Consider the following 13,815-nt stretch of genomic DNA (forward strand, 5'->3'; position numbering starts at 1 on the left):
CGTCCGTCTGGTTCGCCGCGGTTGCGGGTGAGCGGGGCGGGGCGCCGGGTCGAGCTGTGGTGTGGGGTGACCCGAGGCGTCGGTCGGACGGCGGTGCTGGTCGCCTGGCGGTGCCGGTCGGTCGGAGTGCTGGTCGGTCGGAGTGCCGGTCGGGGCGGGTGGCCCGGGGTAGCGCGGGTGCCCGCCTGGGGGACCACTGGCGCGTGGCGGTCCGTTGTGTCGGTCACATCACGCCGTCGTCGCGGGCGGGTGACGGACACGGGCGGAGGCTCCGATCCGTTGCCGACGTCTCACGCTTCGTCGCGCTGGCGACGCCGACCAGCGCCAGATCGGCCCCCAGTCGCACCGGACCGCCCGTTCCGGACCGCTCATTTCCCTGTGTCCCGGCTGACACTGCGCCGCGATCGAATGGATGTTGTCCCCGCCCTCGCTCCGCGCCGATAGCATGCTTTTGTCGACCAGATCCGCCGGCGTGCCCGCCCAGCCGGTTTGTGCAGCCGTAGGAGGTTTCGTCGTATGGCGATTGCCCGGCGCACTCCCCAGCCTCTTGCCGGGCTAGATCCCAGGACTATCGGTCCGTATACGGTTGAACGGAAGCTGGTCGATGCCGGGACCGGACCGGTGTTTCTTGCCCGTAACAATCTCGCGCGGCCCGTCATCATCAAGCTGATCACGGCGCCGTTCGCGCGGGACACGGAGTTCCGTCGCCGGCTGCGCACCGATCTTGATCATCTGCGGGGGCTGGCCCCGTTCTGCCTCGCCGCGATCCTGGACCTGGATACGCTGGCCCGGCCCCCCTACGTGGTCGTCGAGTACATCGACGCGCCGACTCTCGCCGCCAGCGTCGAGGACGACGGTCCGTTGCACTCGGCCGACACCGCCCGGCTCGCCGTGGGGCTTGCCGCAGCGCTGTCCGCGCTCCATGGCGAAGGAATTGTCTTCGGCGATTTGAAACCGACCAATGTGGTGCTTTCTGGGCGAGGGTTGCGGTTNGTCGACTTTGGTCTCGCCCGAGTGTTGAACGTGGTCTCCGCCGACAATTCGGGCACTTCCTCGTCCGGCGTCGGGACGCTCGCGTTCATCAGTCCGGAACAGGCTCTGGGCCAGGCGGTGACCGCCGCGTCCGACATCTTCACCTGGGGCGGCGTACTGCTGTTCGCCGCGACCGGCCGACCTCCGTTCGGCGCGGGCACCCCGCGTGCTCTGCTCCAGCGTGCCGTCTACGCCGAGCCCGATGTGTCGATGCTCGATCCCGATCTGCGCGACCTGGTCTCTGCCGCGATGCGCAAGGACCCCAAACGCCGGCCCCGCGCCGTCGACCTGCTCGAGCACCTCATGGTGAGTGCTCCCGAGGACGACCCGCGGACTGTCGCCGAACACGGCGTGATGGGACTCCCCGACGACGCTGCCGACGCCGTCGCGGCGACAGCCCGGGAGACGACGGTGACCGCCGGTCCGCTACCCGCCGCCGCATCGGTCGCCGACGATCATCGGCGGCCGGCGGCAGCGCCCGAGGCGGAGGCGGACCCGCGGGTTGAGCCCGGGGCGGAGGCGGCCCCGCAGGTTGAGTCCGACCCTGAGCCGGAGTCCGACCCCGAGCCCGAGCCGGAGCCCGAGCCGGAGCCTGGTGCCGAGTCCGAAGCGAAGCCCGAGCCGGCGGTGGAGCCCGAGCCGGCGGTGGAGCCCGAGCCCGCCGGCAGCGAGATCTCGCCTGGTGCGACGGTCTCGCGGGCGGGGATGTCGTCGCACCCCGCGAACGCGTCGCCCGTCGCGGCGACATCTCCGCTGGCCGCGACCGGGGCCGGCCCGACCTCCTTATCCCCACAGGTCGGTTCCGGGCAGCCGTCCGGGGACGAGACGGTCCCGCTGCCCGGTGCCTCGCTGCCCCGACGCGTGAGCGGCGACGACCCGCCCGGCGAGGACCGGCCGGCGCTGCTCGCGGTCGTGACAGAGCCCGGACCGGACACCCCCACCCCGGCCCCGCGCCAGCGGACGCCGATACCCCAGCAGGCCCTGCGCGCGTCGTCCCCGTCTATCCGGCAGCTGGCGGACGCCCGCCCGGCCCGCACGGGAGACGTGCCGACCGCCGCCCGGCCGGCCGGGGCGGACAGATCGCCCCGGGAGGGCGACGTCGCCGTCACGGAGACCACCGGGATCACGGAGACCACCCGGATCACGGAGACCACCGGCACCACGGAGACCACCGGGACCGGCGGGGACCGGGAGGAGCCGGCGGTCGCGGCGCCGCACCCGGGTCGACCGGACCGCGGGTGGCTACGGCGTGCGCTGTCGCTCGGCGCGGCGACGTCGCTGCTGGTCATCCCGGCGTTCGCGATCCTGGGCACCGTGCGCGACCGCGGCGGCGCGGCGACGTCCCGCGGTGCCGCCGCGGCCGCGATCAGCCTGCTCGACCGGGAGCCGAACCTCGCCGGGCAGCTTGCCTTCGCCGCGTACCGGCTCGAGCCGACCGCGCTGGCCGCCCAGGCCCTGGCCGAGGCGAGCGTCCGGCAGATCGTCGCGTCGACCGGAACCATCCGTGGCCTGCGGGTCACCTCGGACGGCCGGTACCTGATCGCGGTCGGCGATGCCGGCGGATCCGTCTGGGACATCGCCGATTCCACGCGGGTACGCCGGGTCGGCGACCTGACCGCGGACAGCGCGGCGAACGCCGCCGGCCGTGCACAGCTCGCCGCCGGCTCCGGCAGCCGTTCCGCCGGCGGCACCCGGCGCGGTTTCAGCGCCGCGGAGCTCACCCCGGCCGGCGTGGCCGCCGCCGGTGGCGCCGGGACGGTCGACGCCTCGCGCGTGACCGAGACCGCCGACAGCGCCCCGCGGTCGGCCGGGCCGGCGCTGCGTGCCGTCACGATCGTGCCGCGCCNATCCGCGTCCGCCACCGCCCCGGTACCGCAGACCGTGGTGACGGCCGGGGCGGACGGCGTGATCCGGCTGTGGCAGCTCATCCCGCCACGGCTGGTGGGCGACGGCGCGCTGGACCAGGTGCGCACCGCCGCGGCCGAGGTCGCGCCGCTGGCGGACCTGCGCGGTCACGCCGGCGCCGGGACGGCCGTCGCGGTCAGCGCGGACGGCCGGATGCTCGCCTCGGCGGGGGCGGATCGGACGGTCCGGTTGTGGGACGTTAGCCGCCCACGCTCGCCGCGTGCCCTCGTCGTGCTGACCCGACCGTCGGCCGTCACCAGCCTGGCCTTCACCCCGGACGGGCGTTCACTCGTGCTCGGCGGCCCGGGTCGCCTCGCGGTGTGGGACGTCACCGATCCGCGGAACCCGCGAAGCCGCGCGGAGCGCACCGCCGCGGCCGACGTCCGGGCGATCGTCGTCAGCCCGGGTGGCCGCTGGTTCGCGGCGACCACCACGACCACCCGCGGCACCCAGACGGAGATCTTCGGGCTTGGCGATCCGCGGGGTCTGCGCCGGCTGGCGTCCATCGCCCCCGGACCAGCTCCTGCTCCCGGACCAGCTCCGAGCGCCGCGGCGGACCCGCCCGGGGCTCTTGCGCTGTCCGCGGACGGCCGGGTGCTCGCCGTCGGCGGCGCGGCCGGTCAGATCACGCTGTGGGACGTGTCCTCGGCGCCCCAGCCGGTGCGCCGGGGCACCCTGCCGGCCGGCGCCACCACCGGCGTGACCGCCCTCGGCCTCGCCGGGCCCGCCGGCACCCTCGCGGCCGCGGTCGGGGATGGCGTCCGGCTCTGGCAGCTCGATCTGCTCGCGGCCCAGGACGAGGTGTGCGCCCGGATCGGAGACCGCATCAGCCGCGAACAGTGGCGCAGCCAGCTCGGTCACCGTCGCTACGACCCGCCCTGCGACTGACTCCGCCCTGCGACGGACTCCGCCGTGCGACGGACTCCACCCTGCGACGGACTCCGCCGTGCGACTGACCCCGCCGGACGGTGGCGCGGGCACGGCTAACGGTCGAAGTGGCGGGCCGCGCCGTAGCCGGGCCCCTGCTCGGGCCGGCCGGCCCGGGAGGTCCAGCGCCACTGCACGGAGATGCGGGCGCCGACGTGCCCCTGCACCCGCGGTACCGCATGCAGCCAGTCAGCCTGGGCGCGCCCGCCCAGCACGATCAGATCCCCGCCGGCGGGGGACAGGTCACGCCCGCCCGGTGCCTGCGGGTCGTTGAGCAGCCGCCGGCCCGGCGGCAGGTGGCGCGACTTCACCAGGAACGGCCGCCGCGCACCGAGGGTGAGGATCGCGATGATCGTGTCGTCCAGCCAGCGCATCTCGCGGTCGCGGTGGAAGCCGACGCCGTCGGAGCCGTCCCGGTACAGGGACATGCCGAACCCGTCGAACTCCACTCCGTAGACGCGCCGCAGCGTCCGGTAGGCCTCCAGCAGAGCGGGGAAGGGCACCGGCGCGCCGCGAGGGACCCACGCGGTCAACCGCGGCTCGGTGACCTGGCGCTCGTAGCGCCACATGGCGCCCTGCCGCCAGGGCAGGCCCGAGCGCATCGCCTCGTGCAGCTCGTCCGCGCCGCGCAGCCAACCGCGAGTGACGTCGACCCAGGACCGTTCGTCCAGCCAGATCCGCTCCGAGCGCGCCGCCGGATCCACCATGCCGACGCCCGGCGACAGGGACGCCCCCGCGTCCGGCGGCGCGGCGGGCCCGCCCGCGCGGCCGGCAGCCGTGGCCGGTGGGACGGCGTCCGTCACCTCGCCGACGCTACCTCGTGCCTACCACGGGTCCCGGTGTGGGCCGATCTACGGTCGCGATGCGCCGCTGCCGTCACCGCGGGGCGTAACCTGCGGGATCGAGGCCCCGGGTACCGGTGGTGTCGTCGGCGTGGAACGGACAACAACAATGCCAACCATGATGGAGCGGCGTTTCCTCCCCACCGTGAACGGCGGGGTCGCCACGCCGCAGATCCGATGACCGGACGTTCTCCCGAGCCCGGCGTCGCCGACGGCTCGACCGTCCTCCCTTCGTCGACGGCCGGCGAAGCCGTCACCGGCCCCGACTGGGACGTGCGCCGACTCACCGAGGTCGTCACCCGGCTGCGCCGGGTGCTGCGGACAAGCATCCGTACCGAGTACTCGTGGGAGGCCCTGCCGATGGCGCAGGTCGAGCTCCTGCAATGCCTGGCCGAGGCCGACGGCACCCGCGTCGGTGAGCTCGCCGGGCGTCTGCGACTCGCTCCGAACAGCGTCTCGACGCTGGTGCAGCAGCTCGCTGACGCCGGCTACCTGCACCGGGAGCGCGACCCGGCGGATCGGCGGGCGGCGCTGCTGCGGCTCACCCCGGCCGGGGCGGCGGCCCTGGCCGGCTGGCAGCGTGCCCATGAGCGACGCCTCGGCGCGGCCCTGGCCCGGCTGGTCGAGGCTGACCGGACGGCCATCCTCACCGCCCTGCCCGCGCTGTCGAACCTGGTGGATGCGTTGGGTGATCGCGGCCAGCCGACCGGGTGACCGGTGGGGGAAGTGGCCCGGCGGGGGCTGCGGGGGTCAGCCCCGGGCCGGCAGGTACCTGGCGCGGGCCTTCGCGGGGGTGCCGGCGTGGATGCTCTGGCTCACGGTCGGGCGGGTCGGACGGGGGAGTACGTCAGGAGCGGATGAGCCGGGCGATCGCGGCGGACGCCTCCCGGAGCTTCTCGTCGGCGACGGGGCCGCCCTCCGCCGCCGCGTGGGCCACGCAGTGCGCGAGATGATCCTCCAGCAGACCGAGGGCGACCGACTGCAGGGCCCGGGTCGCGGCCGAGACCTGGGTCAGGATGTCGATGCAGTACTTGTCCTCGGCGATCATGCGTTGCAGGCCGCGGACCTNCCCCTCGATCCGGCGCAACCGGGCGGTGTACTCGTCCTTGGCGTTGGTGTAGCCGTGCATCCGCAGCACCTTCCCCCACGACGACCAGTACCCCCCTACGGTACCTGTGAGGGTGCTGTCTCCGTCTGGGGTCGGGCCAGATACGACCGCCAGCCGCCGAGGGCGGTGATGTCCAGCGCGCCGTTCACCGCCGCCGACTCGCACAGGAAGCCCAGGGTGGGGCCGCCGGCGAGGTCGAGGGTTCCGATCGCCAGCGGAGACGGCACCTCGAGCAGGAAGCCGCCGGCTGCGGCCAGTGGCAGCCGCCACACCTCGGCGTCGATCGCCGCGCCGCCGGTGTGCACCCGNAGCAGGCCGGGACGGCGCGGCTGCGGGCCCGGCAGGGCGTAGAGCCGGTATCGGGGCAGGGTGCGGTCGTGACGCAGCAGTACCGCGCCGAGCCGGGTCAGCTCGCCGTTCAGTGGCAGCCCACTCATGTGCGCGCCGACCACGGCGAGGTCGAGAAAGCCGGCTGGTGTGCCCGGCCGGCCGGCGGGGCCCGACCGGGCCAGGGCGTGGCCGGTGGCGCCGACCGGCAGGCCCGTCCTGGCGTGCAGGCGCGCCGCGAGGTCCACGAGAAACTCGTCCCGGCCCGCGGGGGCGATGAGGGTCAGCCCGTGCGGGAGTCCGTCGGCGAAGCCGACCGGAACCGCGACGGCGGCCAGATCGAGCAGGTTGACGAAGGTGGTGTACCGCCCGAGCCTGGCGTTCAGGCCGATCGGGTCGGCCTGGACGGCCTNGACCGGGTAGGTCGTGGGCACGGTCGGCAGGACCAGCACGTCGATGTCCCGCCAGATCTCGTCGGCCTGGCGGCGCAGGGCGTGCAGGTGGGTCAGACCCCGGAACGTCTCCACCCCGGTGATCGACGCGCCCGGCTCGAGCACGGTGCGGACGACCGGATGCACCTCGTCCGGCCGGGCGGTCACGAACTCTCCCACCGAGGCGAACCGCTCCGCCAGCCAGGGCCCGCCGTACAGCAGCGCCCCCGCCGCCAGGAACGGTCCCAGATCGATCTCGCCGGTCCGCGCGCCGACGCCGCGGATCAGCCGCAGCCCGTCGTCGTAGACCGCTCGGGCCCCCCGATCGCCGAAGAAGGTGAGCTGCTCCGGCCTGGCCACCCCGACCCGTAGCCCGTGTGGGGGACGCGGCGGATGATCGTTATTCCCGGACGCCCCCTGCTCGGGCGGGAACAACGAGGCCGCCGGGGCTGCGTCCGGGGCCGGCGCGTCGTCCGCCGGGGGCATGAGGGGCAGCCGGCGCGAGTAGGGGTCGGCGGCGTCGTAGCCGTTCATGACCGACAGGGCCAGGCGCGCATCCGGCACGCTGAGGGCGAAGACACTCAGGCAGTCCAACGACCGGCAGGCCGGGACCAGTCCGCGGGTGCTCACCAGGCCGCGGGAGGGCTTGAGCCCGACGACGTTGGTCAGCGCCGCCGGCACCCGGCCGGAGCCCGCGGTGTCGGTACCGACCGCGAAGGTCACGAGGCCGACCGCGACCGCGACGCCGGAGCCGGAACTCGACCCGCCGGCGATCAGGGTGGGGTCGAACGGCGACACCGGCGTGCCGTAGGGCGAGCGCGCCCCGGACAGGCCGGTCGCGAACTGGTCGAGGTTCGTCTTGCCCACGCAGATGGCCCCGGCGGCGAGCAGTGCGCTGACGGCCGGGGCATCCTCGGTCGGCTCGTAGGCGAAGCCCGGGCAGCCGGCCGTGGTTGGGAGGCCGGCGACGTCGATGTTGTCCTTGACGGCGAAGGGCAGCCCGAACAGGGCAGGCAGGTCCGGTGTCGCGCCCCCCAGCCCGTCCGGGTCATGGTCAGGCCCGGTCGCGCTACCCGTGCTGCCCGCGGGGGCCATGGGGGCGGTGGGAACCGGGGGTGGCCCGAACAGGGCATCCCGTTGCGCGTCCAGGGCTGCGGCCCGGGCCAGTGCCTGCGACCGGGGGAATCTCGAAATCCACACCGCGTCGTCCCCACGGGCCTCGATCCGGTCGTAGACGGCGGCGATCACCTCGGTCACCCGCAGCCGACCGCTGCGGTACCCCGCCTGCAGCACTGCGGCCTGCAGGTTCGGGGTCTGCGGGTTCGGGGTCTGCAGGTTCGGGGTCTGCAGACCCGGCGCTTGCAGGTTCGGGGGCTGCAGAGTGGGGGTCTGCAGGTTCGGGGCCTGCAGGTTCGGGGGCTGCCGGTCAGGGGCGGCGCTGGTCGGATCGGGGTGGGTCTGGGCAGGTACGGGCTCGGCGGTGGGTGGCGGCGGGGCCGTACTGGTCGGATCAGGGGAGGGCGCGTCGATGACCATGGAGCGGGACGAGGTTCAGACCGCGGCGGTGGCCGCGGTGGCCGCAATGACCGCCGTACGCACCGCGTCCGAGGTGGCCACCGATCCGAAGACGCCACCCTGCATCGTCACCATGTGCAACGCGGCCGCGTGGTTGCTGGGATCCGTGGCCCCGGTGCAGTCGGACAGCAGCAGGCACTCGTACCCGCGGTCGTTGGCGTCCCGCATCGTCGTGTGGACGCACACGTCGGTGGTGATGCCGGTGAGAATGATGTGGGTGACGCCGTGCCGACGCAGCACGAGGTCCAGGTCGGTCGCGTAGAAGGAGCCCTTGCCCGGCTTGTCGATCACGATCTCGCCCGGCAGCGGCGCGACCTCGGGCACGATCTCCCAGCCGGGCTCGCCACGGGTGAGAATCCGCCCGCGCGGGCCCCGATCCCCGATGCCCGCGCCGATCTGCTTCGAGCGCCACAGCTTGTTCGGCGGGCAGTCCGACAGGTCCGGCCGATGCCCCTCCCGGGTGTGCACGATGAGAAAGCCCAACGGGCGCAGCGCGGCCAGCAGCGCCGCAGTCGGGGCGAGGCCGGCGCGGGTCAGCCCGAGGTCGTAGCCCATCGCGTCCACGTAGCCGCCCGGACCNCAGAAGTCGACCTGCCAGTCGATGTTGATGACGGCGGTCGTCGCCGGGCTGAACGATCCGTCGTAGGGCCAGGCGTAGGGGTTCGCAACGACAGGCCCGATCCGCAGGTCCCCGGCGGCGGCCAGCCGGTCCGGGTTCGGCAGGGGCGGCCCGGCCGTGACGGCGGGCCGAGTCGCGCCGGTGGGGGCTGAGGTTGCGGTGGGGGCTGAGGTTGCGGTGGTCATGACGGTCCTCCTGGGGCGAGCCGACGATGATCGGTCGTGCTGGTGGGCGTCCGCCGGCTCCGCGGTCAGCTCCTGATCCCCGAGGCGCGGCTGCGGTTCAGCACCATCTGGGTGATCGCCCGGGCCGCCCGCTTCTCGACGACGTCCATGGACTCGCCGACGTGCTGGCGCAGGGCGACGACGCTGCCCTCAAGATCGCCCGCGAGCACCCTCTCGACGATCCCGAGATGCTGGCTGATCGTCAGATGAACCCGGTCGGCGGTGACGAAGTCGTGCATCCGAACGGGGCGGATCCGAGCATTTATTGCGTCCAACATGTGGGCGAGTTCCGCGTTTCCCGACGCGCGGCTGAGGGTGATATGGAAATCCTCGTCCAGGGCGACGAATGCGGGATCGGGAGCAGGCTGATCGTCGCGCAGGGCGCGCCAGGCGTCCCGCAACGGCTCCAACACCGCCGGATCGTGCGCGGTGCCGGACTCCACCGCGCGCTGCAGCCCGCGCAGCTCCAGCGTGACCCGGATCTCGTAGAGGTCGCGCAGGGCGCCGAGGTCGGGCTCGGCCGGGTAGTAGCCGCCGTCCGGTCGCTTCTCCACCAGGCCGTCGCCGGCCAGCCGGGTCAGGGCCTCCCGGACGGGGGTGCGCGAGACTCCGAGCAGGGCCGCGAGACGTTCCTCGGCAAGCCGGTCCCGAAAGGAGAACTCTCCGGACATCAGTCGTCGACGCAGTGCAACGTATGCCTGGTCGCGAAGGTTGCCGGCGGCGGTGGACCTCGGGGTCGGCGACGGAGTCATACAGCCGAGCATCCGACATCGACGTCGACGGTGCGCCACCCCCCTCGGTCGGGCCGCCGCCCGGCAGCGGTCGGTGCCCGTCCCCGGCCGNCCGCCGGAGGTGATCGTGACGGGATTTTCGTCCCTGTTGCATACTGCGCTGTATACAGAGCCGTGTACATGCATTGGACGGTAAGGATTCGAATGTTTCCGATCAATGCGCTCGTTGTTACTTTCCTGCGACGAGGATTGCGGACGCGTTAACGGCCGTCCGTGGACGGTTCGGTCGACGGGCGAGACGGAGGCTGACGCGGTGGTGGACGTCGGGACGATGCGTGGGACGGGGGAGGCCGGGGTGCCGGAGACGGGGGCGGCCGGGGTGGCCGGGGTGGCCGGGGTGGTGCCACCCGTCGTGCTCGTGCACGGCACGGCGACGACCGGGGCGGTGTGGCGGCACGTGCGTCGAGAGCTCGGCGACCGGCCGGTGCAGGCCCCGGACCGGCCGTCCACCGGGAACCTGGCCGCGGAGCTGGCGGCGCTGCGGCCGCTGCTCGACGGCGCCGTCTACGGCGGGGTGAGCGGCGGTGCGACGCTGGGGTTGGCGATCCTTGCCGCCGGCGTGCCCCTGGCGGGTGCCGTGCTGCACGAGCCGGCCGTGGGGTCGCTGCTGCCCGGGCTGCTCGCGCCGATGGCCGCCGCGTTCGCGCAGGGTGGCGTGGTCCCCTTCGCCCGGGCGCTGTACGGGCCCGCGTGGAGTCCCGCCGACGCGCCGGCCGACCCGGACGCCGTCGTTCGGGACCTGGCGATGTTCCTGGACTTCGAGCCGCCGCCCCTGCCGGCGCGGACCTGTCCGACGATCATCACTGTAGGGGCGGACTCGCCGCCCGTGCGCCATCGTGCCGCGCTGCTCCTGCGCGAGAAGCTGGGGCTGACGGTCCGTGTCGTGCCCGGCTGCGGACACGCCGCACACCTGGAGGCGCCGGCCGCCTTCGCCCGCCTGCTCGGGGGCGTCCACCTCGGCCCCGCGGCCAGCTCGGCGCCGGCTTCCCGCGGGCAATCCGGCTCCGACCACGGATTGCACGTGCCGGGGACGGGGACAACGCAGTAAACCGTGTCATGGCACCCGCAATTCGCCTGACCTGGCGCGGGTGCCGGCACGGCGCTCAGGCTTACCTACCGGTAGACGTATTGCGCCGGGAAAGCTGGCCGAGCGCGGCGCTTTCCACCTCGTGGCCCGCGGGGTGGCCGGCGGTGTCGCCGCCGATCAGCGCTCGACGTGGTGCGGCGGAAGATCGGCGAGGAGTCGCTCGATGTCCGGATCGTCTTCCTCGGACAATGACTCGTCGCCCCATCCGATCTCCCGTTCGTCGTCGAACGAGTCGTCGTCGCGCGGCTCGGTGGCGCCCATGATCTTCCCCTCGTGTGGCGCGGACTGTTCGTTGCCGCGGTCCCGGTCCGGCGATCGCGGCCGGGGCGGCAGGTCGGTGGTGAATCGATTGCCGACGGGATGGGACCGCGTCCCGCGGACTGGTTAGACGCGAGTGCGTTGTTCGCCCCGGCGCCCGGGCCGGTCACGCGCCGGGTCGGCCACTGCAATGCTGCCACCGGGGGCGCGGGGCCCGGATCCGGGCGGGATGGTGGCCACCCGGATCCGGGCCGCGCGCCGACGGTCAATCTACGCCGCCGAAACCATCGCGGGCGGGTGGCGGCGTGGTCAGGGCGTGCCCGATCACCTCGACGACGAGTCGGAGGGTGGCCCGGCTGCCCGCCAGGAAAGCGTCCGTCTCCCGTTGGGACCAGGCGGAAGCGACGATCCCGGGCTCCGGCATCCGGACGCCCAGGACCGCCCGGATGGACGCCCGGTAGCGGCTCACCGTGATCGGCGGATCCCCGATCGGATCCTCGTCGTAGTCCTCGTCGCGGTCTAACAGCGCCCCGACCTCATNGGCGCGGCGTGGCGTGGGGGGCATCGGTTTCCTCCTCCGTCAATTTGCTACGCAGCAAAATAGACCCTAGCGAGGTTCTTGGGGAAGAGCAAAGTGGTTACGATGTTCCGCGTGGACGACGGTGAGCAGTTGGTCGGCATCGGGGACATCGCGTTCCAACTCAAGATCACTCGCCAGGCGGTGGACTACTGGACGCGCAAGGACTCCCGGTTTCCGGCACCCTTGCAGGTCATCAACGCGCCGACGGGTAGTGGTGCCAAAGGCACCCGAGTTTGGCGCAAGCGAGAGGTAGACGCCTGGATCGTGGAGCACTATCGCCGCCGCAAACAGTAGGCGGTGTGTCTGGTACGACGGCGCGGGCGCGTGACCCGATCCGGAGTCGATCCGGATCGGCGGCGGGCGCCGTCGTCGGCCTCGTCGGCGTGTGCCGTCCGGAGGCGAACGGAAATGCCTGGCAGCCGTGCTGAATCGCACTAACAGCGCATTTCGGGGAGCTGTACGAAACGGAACGTCCGCTCCCATCCCGGTTCATCGGTGCGCGGTGCTCCGACCTGAGCGGAGCGCCGGTCGCCGGTCACCGGTCACCACCGTGGGGAAGGCCGGCTGGGCAGGCACGGGACGCCCGTCTGCGTGGCACCCGTCTGCGTGGCACCCGTCCGGCCTCTGCCCGACCGCGGTACTGCGACCGTCGCAACCCGTCGCACGGCCTCGTCGGAGCCGGCATCGGTCATGGTGCCGCCCCGTCCTGGCCTCATCGCGTCCGGAGCGCGTCCGGAGCGCGTCCGGAGCGAGTCCGGAGCGAGTCCGGAGCGCGTCCGGAGCGCGTCCGGGACGCCTGGGGCGGTGCGGTACGCGGTCCATCGGGGCGTGCAGGGCCGTCGCTACCCCGAGCATGCCGAAGGCGTCCGGGACGACGAGCGCCCGGACGCCTTCGGCAGACGGTGAACGTGCTTTGGTCGGTCAGGCCGCCGCGGTGCTGGAGGCCGTGCTCGACGTCGAGGGCGCCGACGAGGACGAGCCGCTGCTCGCCGTGGCGGCCGAGGACGACTCGGAGCTGGACGACGAGTCGTTCCCACCGGTGGAGCTGGTGGCGGTGGCGCTCGCGGCGTCCGCGGTGTCCTTCGGGCGGTGCTGCGTGGAACCGCCGGAGGAGCTTGACCGGCTGTCGTTCTTGTAGAAGCCGCTGCCCTTGAACACCACGCCCACCGAACCGAACACTTTACGAAGTCGTCCGGCGCAGGTCGGGCACTCCGTCAGTGACGCGTCGCTGAAGCTTTGCACGACTTCAAGGTCACGTCCGCAGTCGGTGCAGCGGTACTGGTAGGTAGGCACGTACTCCTCCCGGAGCTGGCACTCAGAAGTGGCGACTGCCAACTTTAGCTCGTGGACGGCCTCGGATGTTCCCGGGTGCCGTCAGTCGGTTCGCACCGTAGCGTACGACTTGGCGTGACAACGATCTTCACGCTGCGATCGTGCTCCTCCGTGGGGACGAGATCGAGCAGCTCCTGGTCGTACAGCACGGCGATCACGGGGACATCGGGCCCGACCCGGCGCAGTGCGCGGTCGTACGAGCCGCCGCCCCGGCCGAGCCGCCGTCCCGCCCGATCGACGGCGAGCGCCGGGATGATCACGGCGTCGGCTGCGGAAAGATCCCCCGGGGGTGCCGCCGCGGGTGGCTCCCGGGTGCCCAGGGCGCCCGGGATCAGCGTGCCGGCGTACTCGCGGAAGTCGAGGTCGAGATCGGCGCGCACCACCGGCAGCAACACCCGGGTGCCGCGGGCGAGCAGCCGGGCCAGCAGGTCGGCGAGATCGGGCTCGCCGGGCAGCCCCACGTACGCCGCGACGCACCGGGCGTCGGCGACCTCGGGGATCTGGAGGATCCGCGTCGCCAGCACCGCCGTGTCCGCCGGCGACCAGGGCTCGTGACACAGGGCCAGGGAGGTTCGTCGCTGGGCGAGCAGCCGCGCGCGTAGCCGTTGCTTGGCAGCGCCGCCCGGCGCGGCGCCGCCCGGCGCGGCGTCACCCTCGGATCCGAGCACCGCGCCGGCCACCGGCCCCGAGGGCGGCCGAGCCGGCGGCCCGGCGGCGGGCGTCTCCCGCGGATCATCGGGTGGTAGGTGTCTTCCCTGCACGTGCACAGCCTCCCGC

General features: G+C 73.5%; 11 protein-coding genes and 7 pseudogenes. 6 read left to right on the plus strand and 12 right to left on the minus strand.

The window, feature by feature from the left end; all coding sequences use genetic code 11:
- Nucleotides 1–516: 516 nt before the first annotated feature.
- The 3 genes and pseudogenes from UK82_RS35310 to UK82_RS35320 form a co-directional block, all read left to right on the plus strand.
- Nucleotides 517–992: pseudogene (locus tag UK82_RS35310) on the plus strand (serine/threonine protein kinase); the annotation flags it as partial.
- A 1-nt stretch (nt 993) separates the two neighbouring features.
- Nucleotides 994–2,878, plus strand: a pseudogene (locus UK82_RS35315) (protein kinase); the annotation flags it as partial.
- 119 nt (nt 2,879–2,997) lie between these two features.
- The gene (locus UK82_RS35320) at nt 2,998–3,825 is read left to right on the plus strand and encodes a WD40 repeat domain-containing protein (protein ID WP_236705486.1); all 828 of its coding nucleotides are present in this window, start codon (nt 2,998–3,000) and stop codon (nt 3,823–3,825) included.
- 95 nt (nt 3,826–3,920) lie between these two features.
- Here UK82_RS35320 and UK82_RS03095 read toward each other — a convergent pair whose 3' ends face one another.
- Nucleotides 3,921–4,667: an alpha-ketoglutarate-dependent dioxygenase AlkB gene (locus UK82_RS03095; RefSeq protein ID WP_082122236.1), complete on the minus strand. Its 747-nt coding sequence runs from the start codon at nt 4,665–4,667 to the stop codon at nt 3,921–3,923.
- A gap of 216 nt (nt 4,668–4,883) precedes the next feature.
- Between UK82_RS03095 and UK82_RS03100 the strand changes: the two genes are divergently transcribed.
- Nucleotides 4,884–5,420 (plus strand): MarR family winged helix-turn-helix transcriptional regulator, encoded by a 537-nt coding sequence (locus UK82_RS03100; protein WP_044887850.1) that lies wholly within the window; start codon nt 4,884–4,886, stop codon nt 5,418–5,420.
- A 133-nt stretch (nt 5,421–5,553) separates the two neighbouring features.
- Here UK82_RS03100 and UK82_RS03105 read toward each other — a convergent pair.
- The 8 genes and pseudogenes from UK82_RS03105 to UK82_RS03120 all read right to left on the minus strand — a co-directional run.
- Nucleotides 5,554–5,774, minus strand: a 221-nt coding sequence (locus UK82_RS03105; protein ID WP_236705446.1) for a metal-sensitive transcriptional regulator, incomplete at its 5' end; no start/stop codon positions are given.
- Between the two features lies 1 nt (nt 5,775).
- A pseudogene (locus UK82_RS42235) lies at nt 5,776–5,928 on the minus strand (hypothetical protein); the annotation flags it as partial.
- A pseudogene (locus UK82_RS35325) lies at nt 5,871–6,122 on the minus strand (allophanate hydrolase); the annotation flags it as partial. The pseudogenes UK82_RS42235 and UK82_RS35325, both read right to left, overlap by 58 nt.
- Nucleotide 6,123: 1 nt before the next feature.
- A pseudogene (locus UK82_RS35330) lies at nt 6,124–6,553 on the minus strand (allophanate hydrolase); the annotation flags it as partial.
- 1 nt (nt 6,554) lies between these two features.
- Nucleotides 6,555–8,108, minus strand: a pseudogene (locus tag UK82_RS03110) (amidase family protein); the annotation flags it as partial.
- 15 nt (nt 8,109–8,123) lie between these two features.
- On the minus strand, nt 8,124–8,726 hold a 603-nt coding region (locus tag UK82_RS03115; protein WP_236705447.1), incomplete at its 5' end, for a cysteine hydrolase family protein.
- Between the two features lies 1 nt (nt 8,727).
- Nucleotides 8,728–8,951, minus strand: a pseudogene (locus UK82_RS35335) (cysteine hydrolase); the annotation flags it as partial.
- 65 nt (nt 8,952–9,016) lie between these two features.
- Nucleotides 9,017–9,742 carry a GntR family transcriptional regulator gene (locus UK82_RS03120; protein ID WP_044887851.1) on the minus strand — a complete coding sequence of 242 codons (726 nt, stop codon included), beginning with the start codon at nt 9,740–9,742 and terminating at the stop codon, nt 9,017–9,019.
- Nucleotides 9,743–10,034: 292 nt separating this feature from the next.
- Between UK82_RS03120 and UK82_RS03125 the strand changes: the two genes are divergently transcribed.
- The gene (locus UK82_RS03125) at nt 10,035–10,829 is read left to right on the plus strand and encodes an alpha/beta fold hydrolase (protein WP_063897432.1); all 795 of its coding nucleotides are present in this window, start codon (nt 10,035–10,037) and stop codon (nt 10,827–10,829) included.
- A 156-nt stretch (nt 10,830–10,985) separates the two neighbouring features.
- On the opposite strand, the gene UK82_RS33935 is transcribed toward UK82_RS03125, so the two are convergent.
- Nucleotides 10,986–11,129, minus strand: coding sequence for a hypothetical protein (locus UK82_RS33935; RefSeq protein WP_009741885.1), 144 nt, complete (start codon nt 11,127–11,129; stop codon nt 10,986–10,988).
- A gap of 640 nt (nt 11,130–11,769) precedes the next feature.
- Here UK82_RS33935 and UK82_RS03135 point away from each other — a divergent pair.
- Complete coding sequence (locus UK82_RS03135) at nt 11,770–12,000, plus strand: hypothetical protein (RefSeq protein ID WP_173402713.1); 231 nt, start codon at nt 11,770–11,772, stop codon at nt 11,998–12,000.
- 627 nt (nt 12,001–12,627) lie between these two features.
- On the opposite strand, the gene UK82_RS42240 is transcribed toward UK82_RS03135, so the two are convergent.
- Together UK82_RS42240 and UK82_RS03145 are read right to left on the minus strand one after the other, a co-directional pair.
- A complete protein-coding gene (locus UK82_RS42240) occupies nt 12,628–12,999 on the minus strand; it encodes an FmdB family zinc ribbon protein (protein WP_082122238.1) in 372 nt (123 codons plus the stop codon).
- A gap of 44 nt (nt 13,000–13,043) precedes the next feature.
- Complete coding sequence (locus UK82_RS03145; RefSeq protein WP_055406343.1) at nt 13,044–13,799, minus strand: 5-formyltetrahydrofolate cyclo-ligase; 756 nt, start codon at nt 13,797–13,799, stop codon at nt 13,044–13,046.
- Nucleotides 13,800–13,815: the final 16 nt, after the last annotated feature.

The sequence above is a fragment of the Frankia sp. ACN1ag genome (assembly GCF_001414035.1).
GTDB lineage: Bacteria > Actinomycetota > Actinomycetes > Frankiales > Frankiaceae > Frankia > Frankia torreyi.

What these genes read in the sequence shown, in the direction of transcription:
- UK82_RS03100 (WP_044887850.1), top strand. Translation starts at nt 4,884, where the DNA reads ATGACCGGACGTTCTCCCGAGCCCGGCGTCGCCGACGGCTCGACCGTC.
- UK82_RS03120 (WP_044887851.1), bottom strand. Translation starts at nt 9,742, where the DNA reads ATGACTCCGTCGCCGACCCCGAGGTCCACCGCCGCCGGCAACCTTCGC.
- UK82_RS33935 (WP_009741885.1), bottom strand. Translation starts at nt 11,129, where the DNA reads ATGGGCGCCACCGAGCCGCGCGACGACGACTCGTTCGACGACGAACGG.
- UK82_RS03135 (WP_173402713.1), top strand. Translation starts at nt 11,770, where the DNA reads ATGTTCCGCGTGGACGACGGTGAGCAGTTGGTCGGCATCGGGGACATC.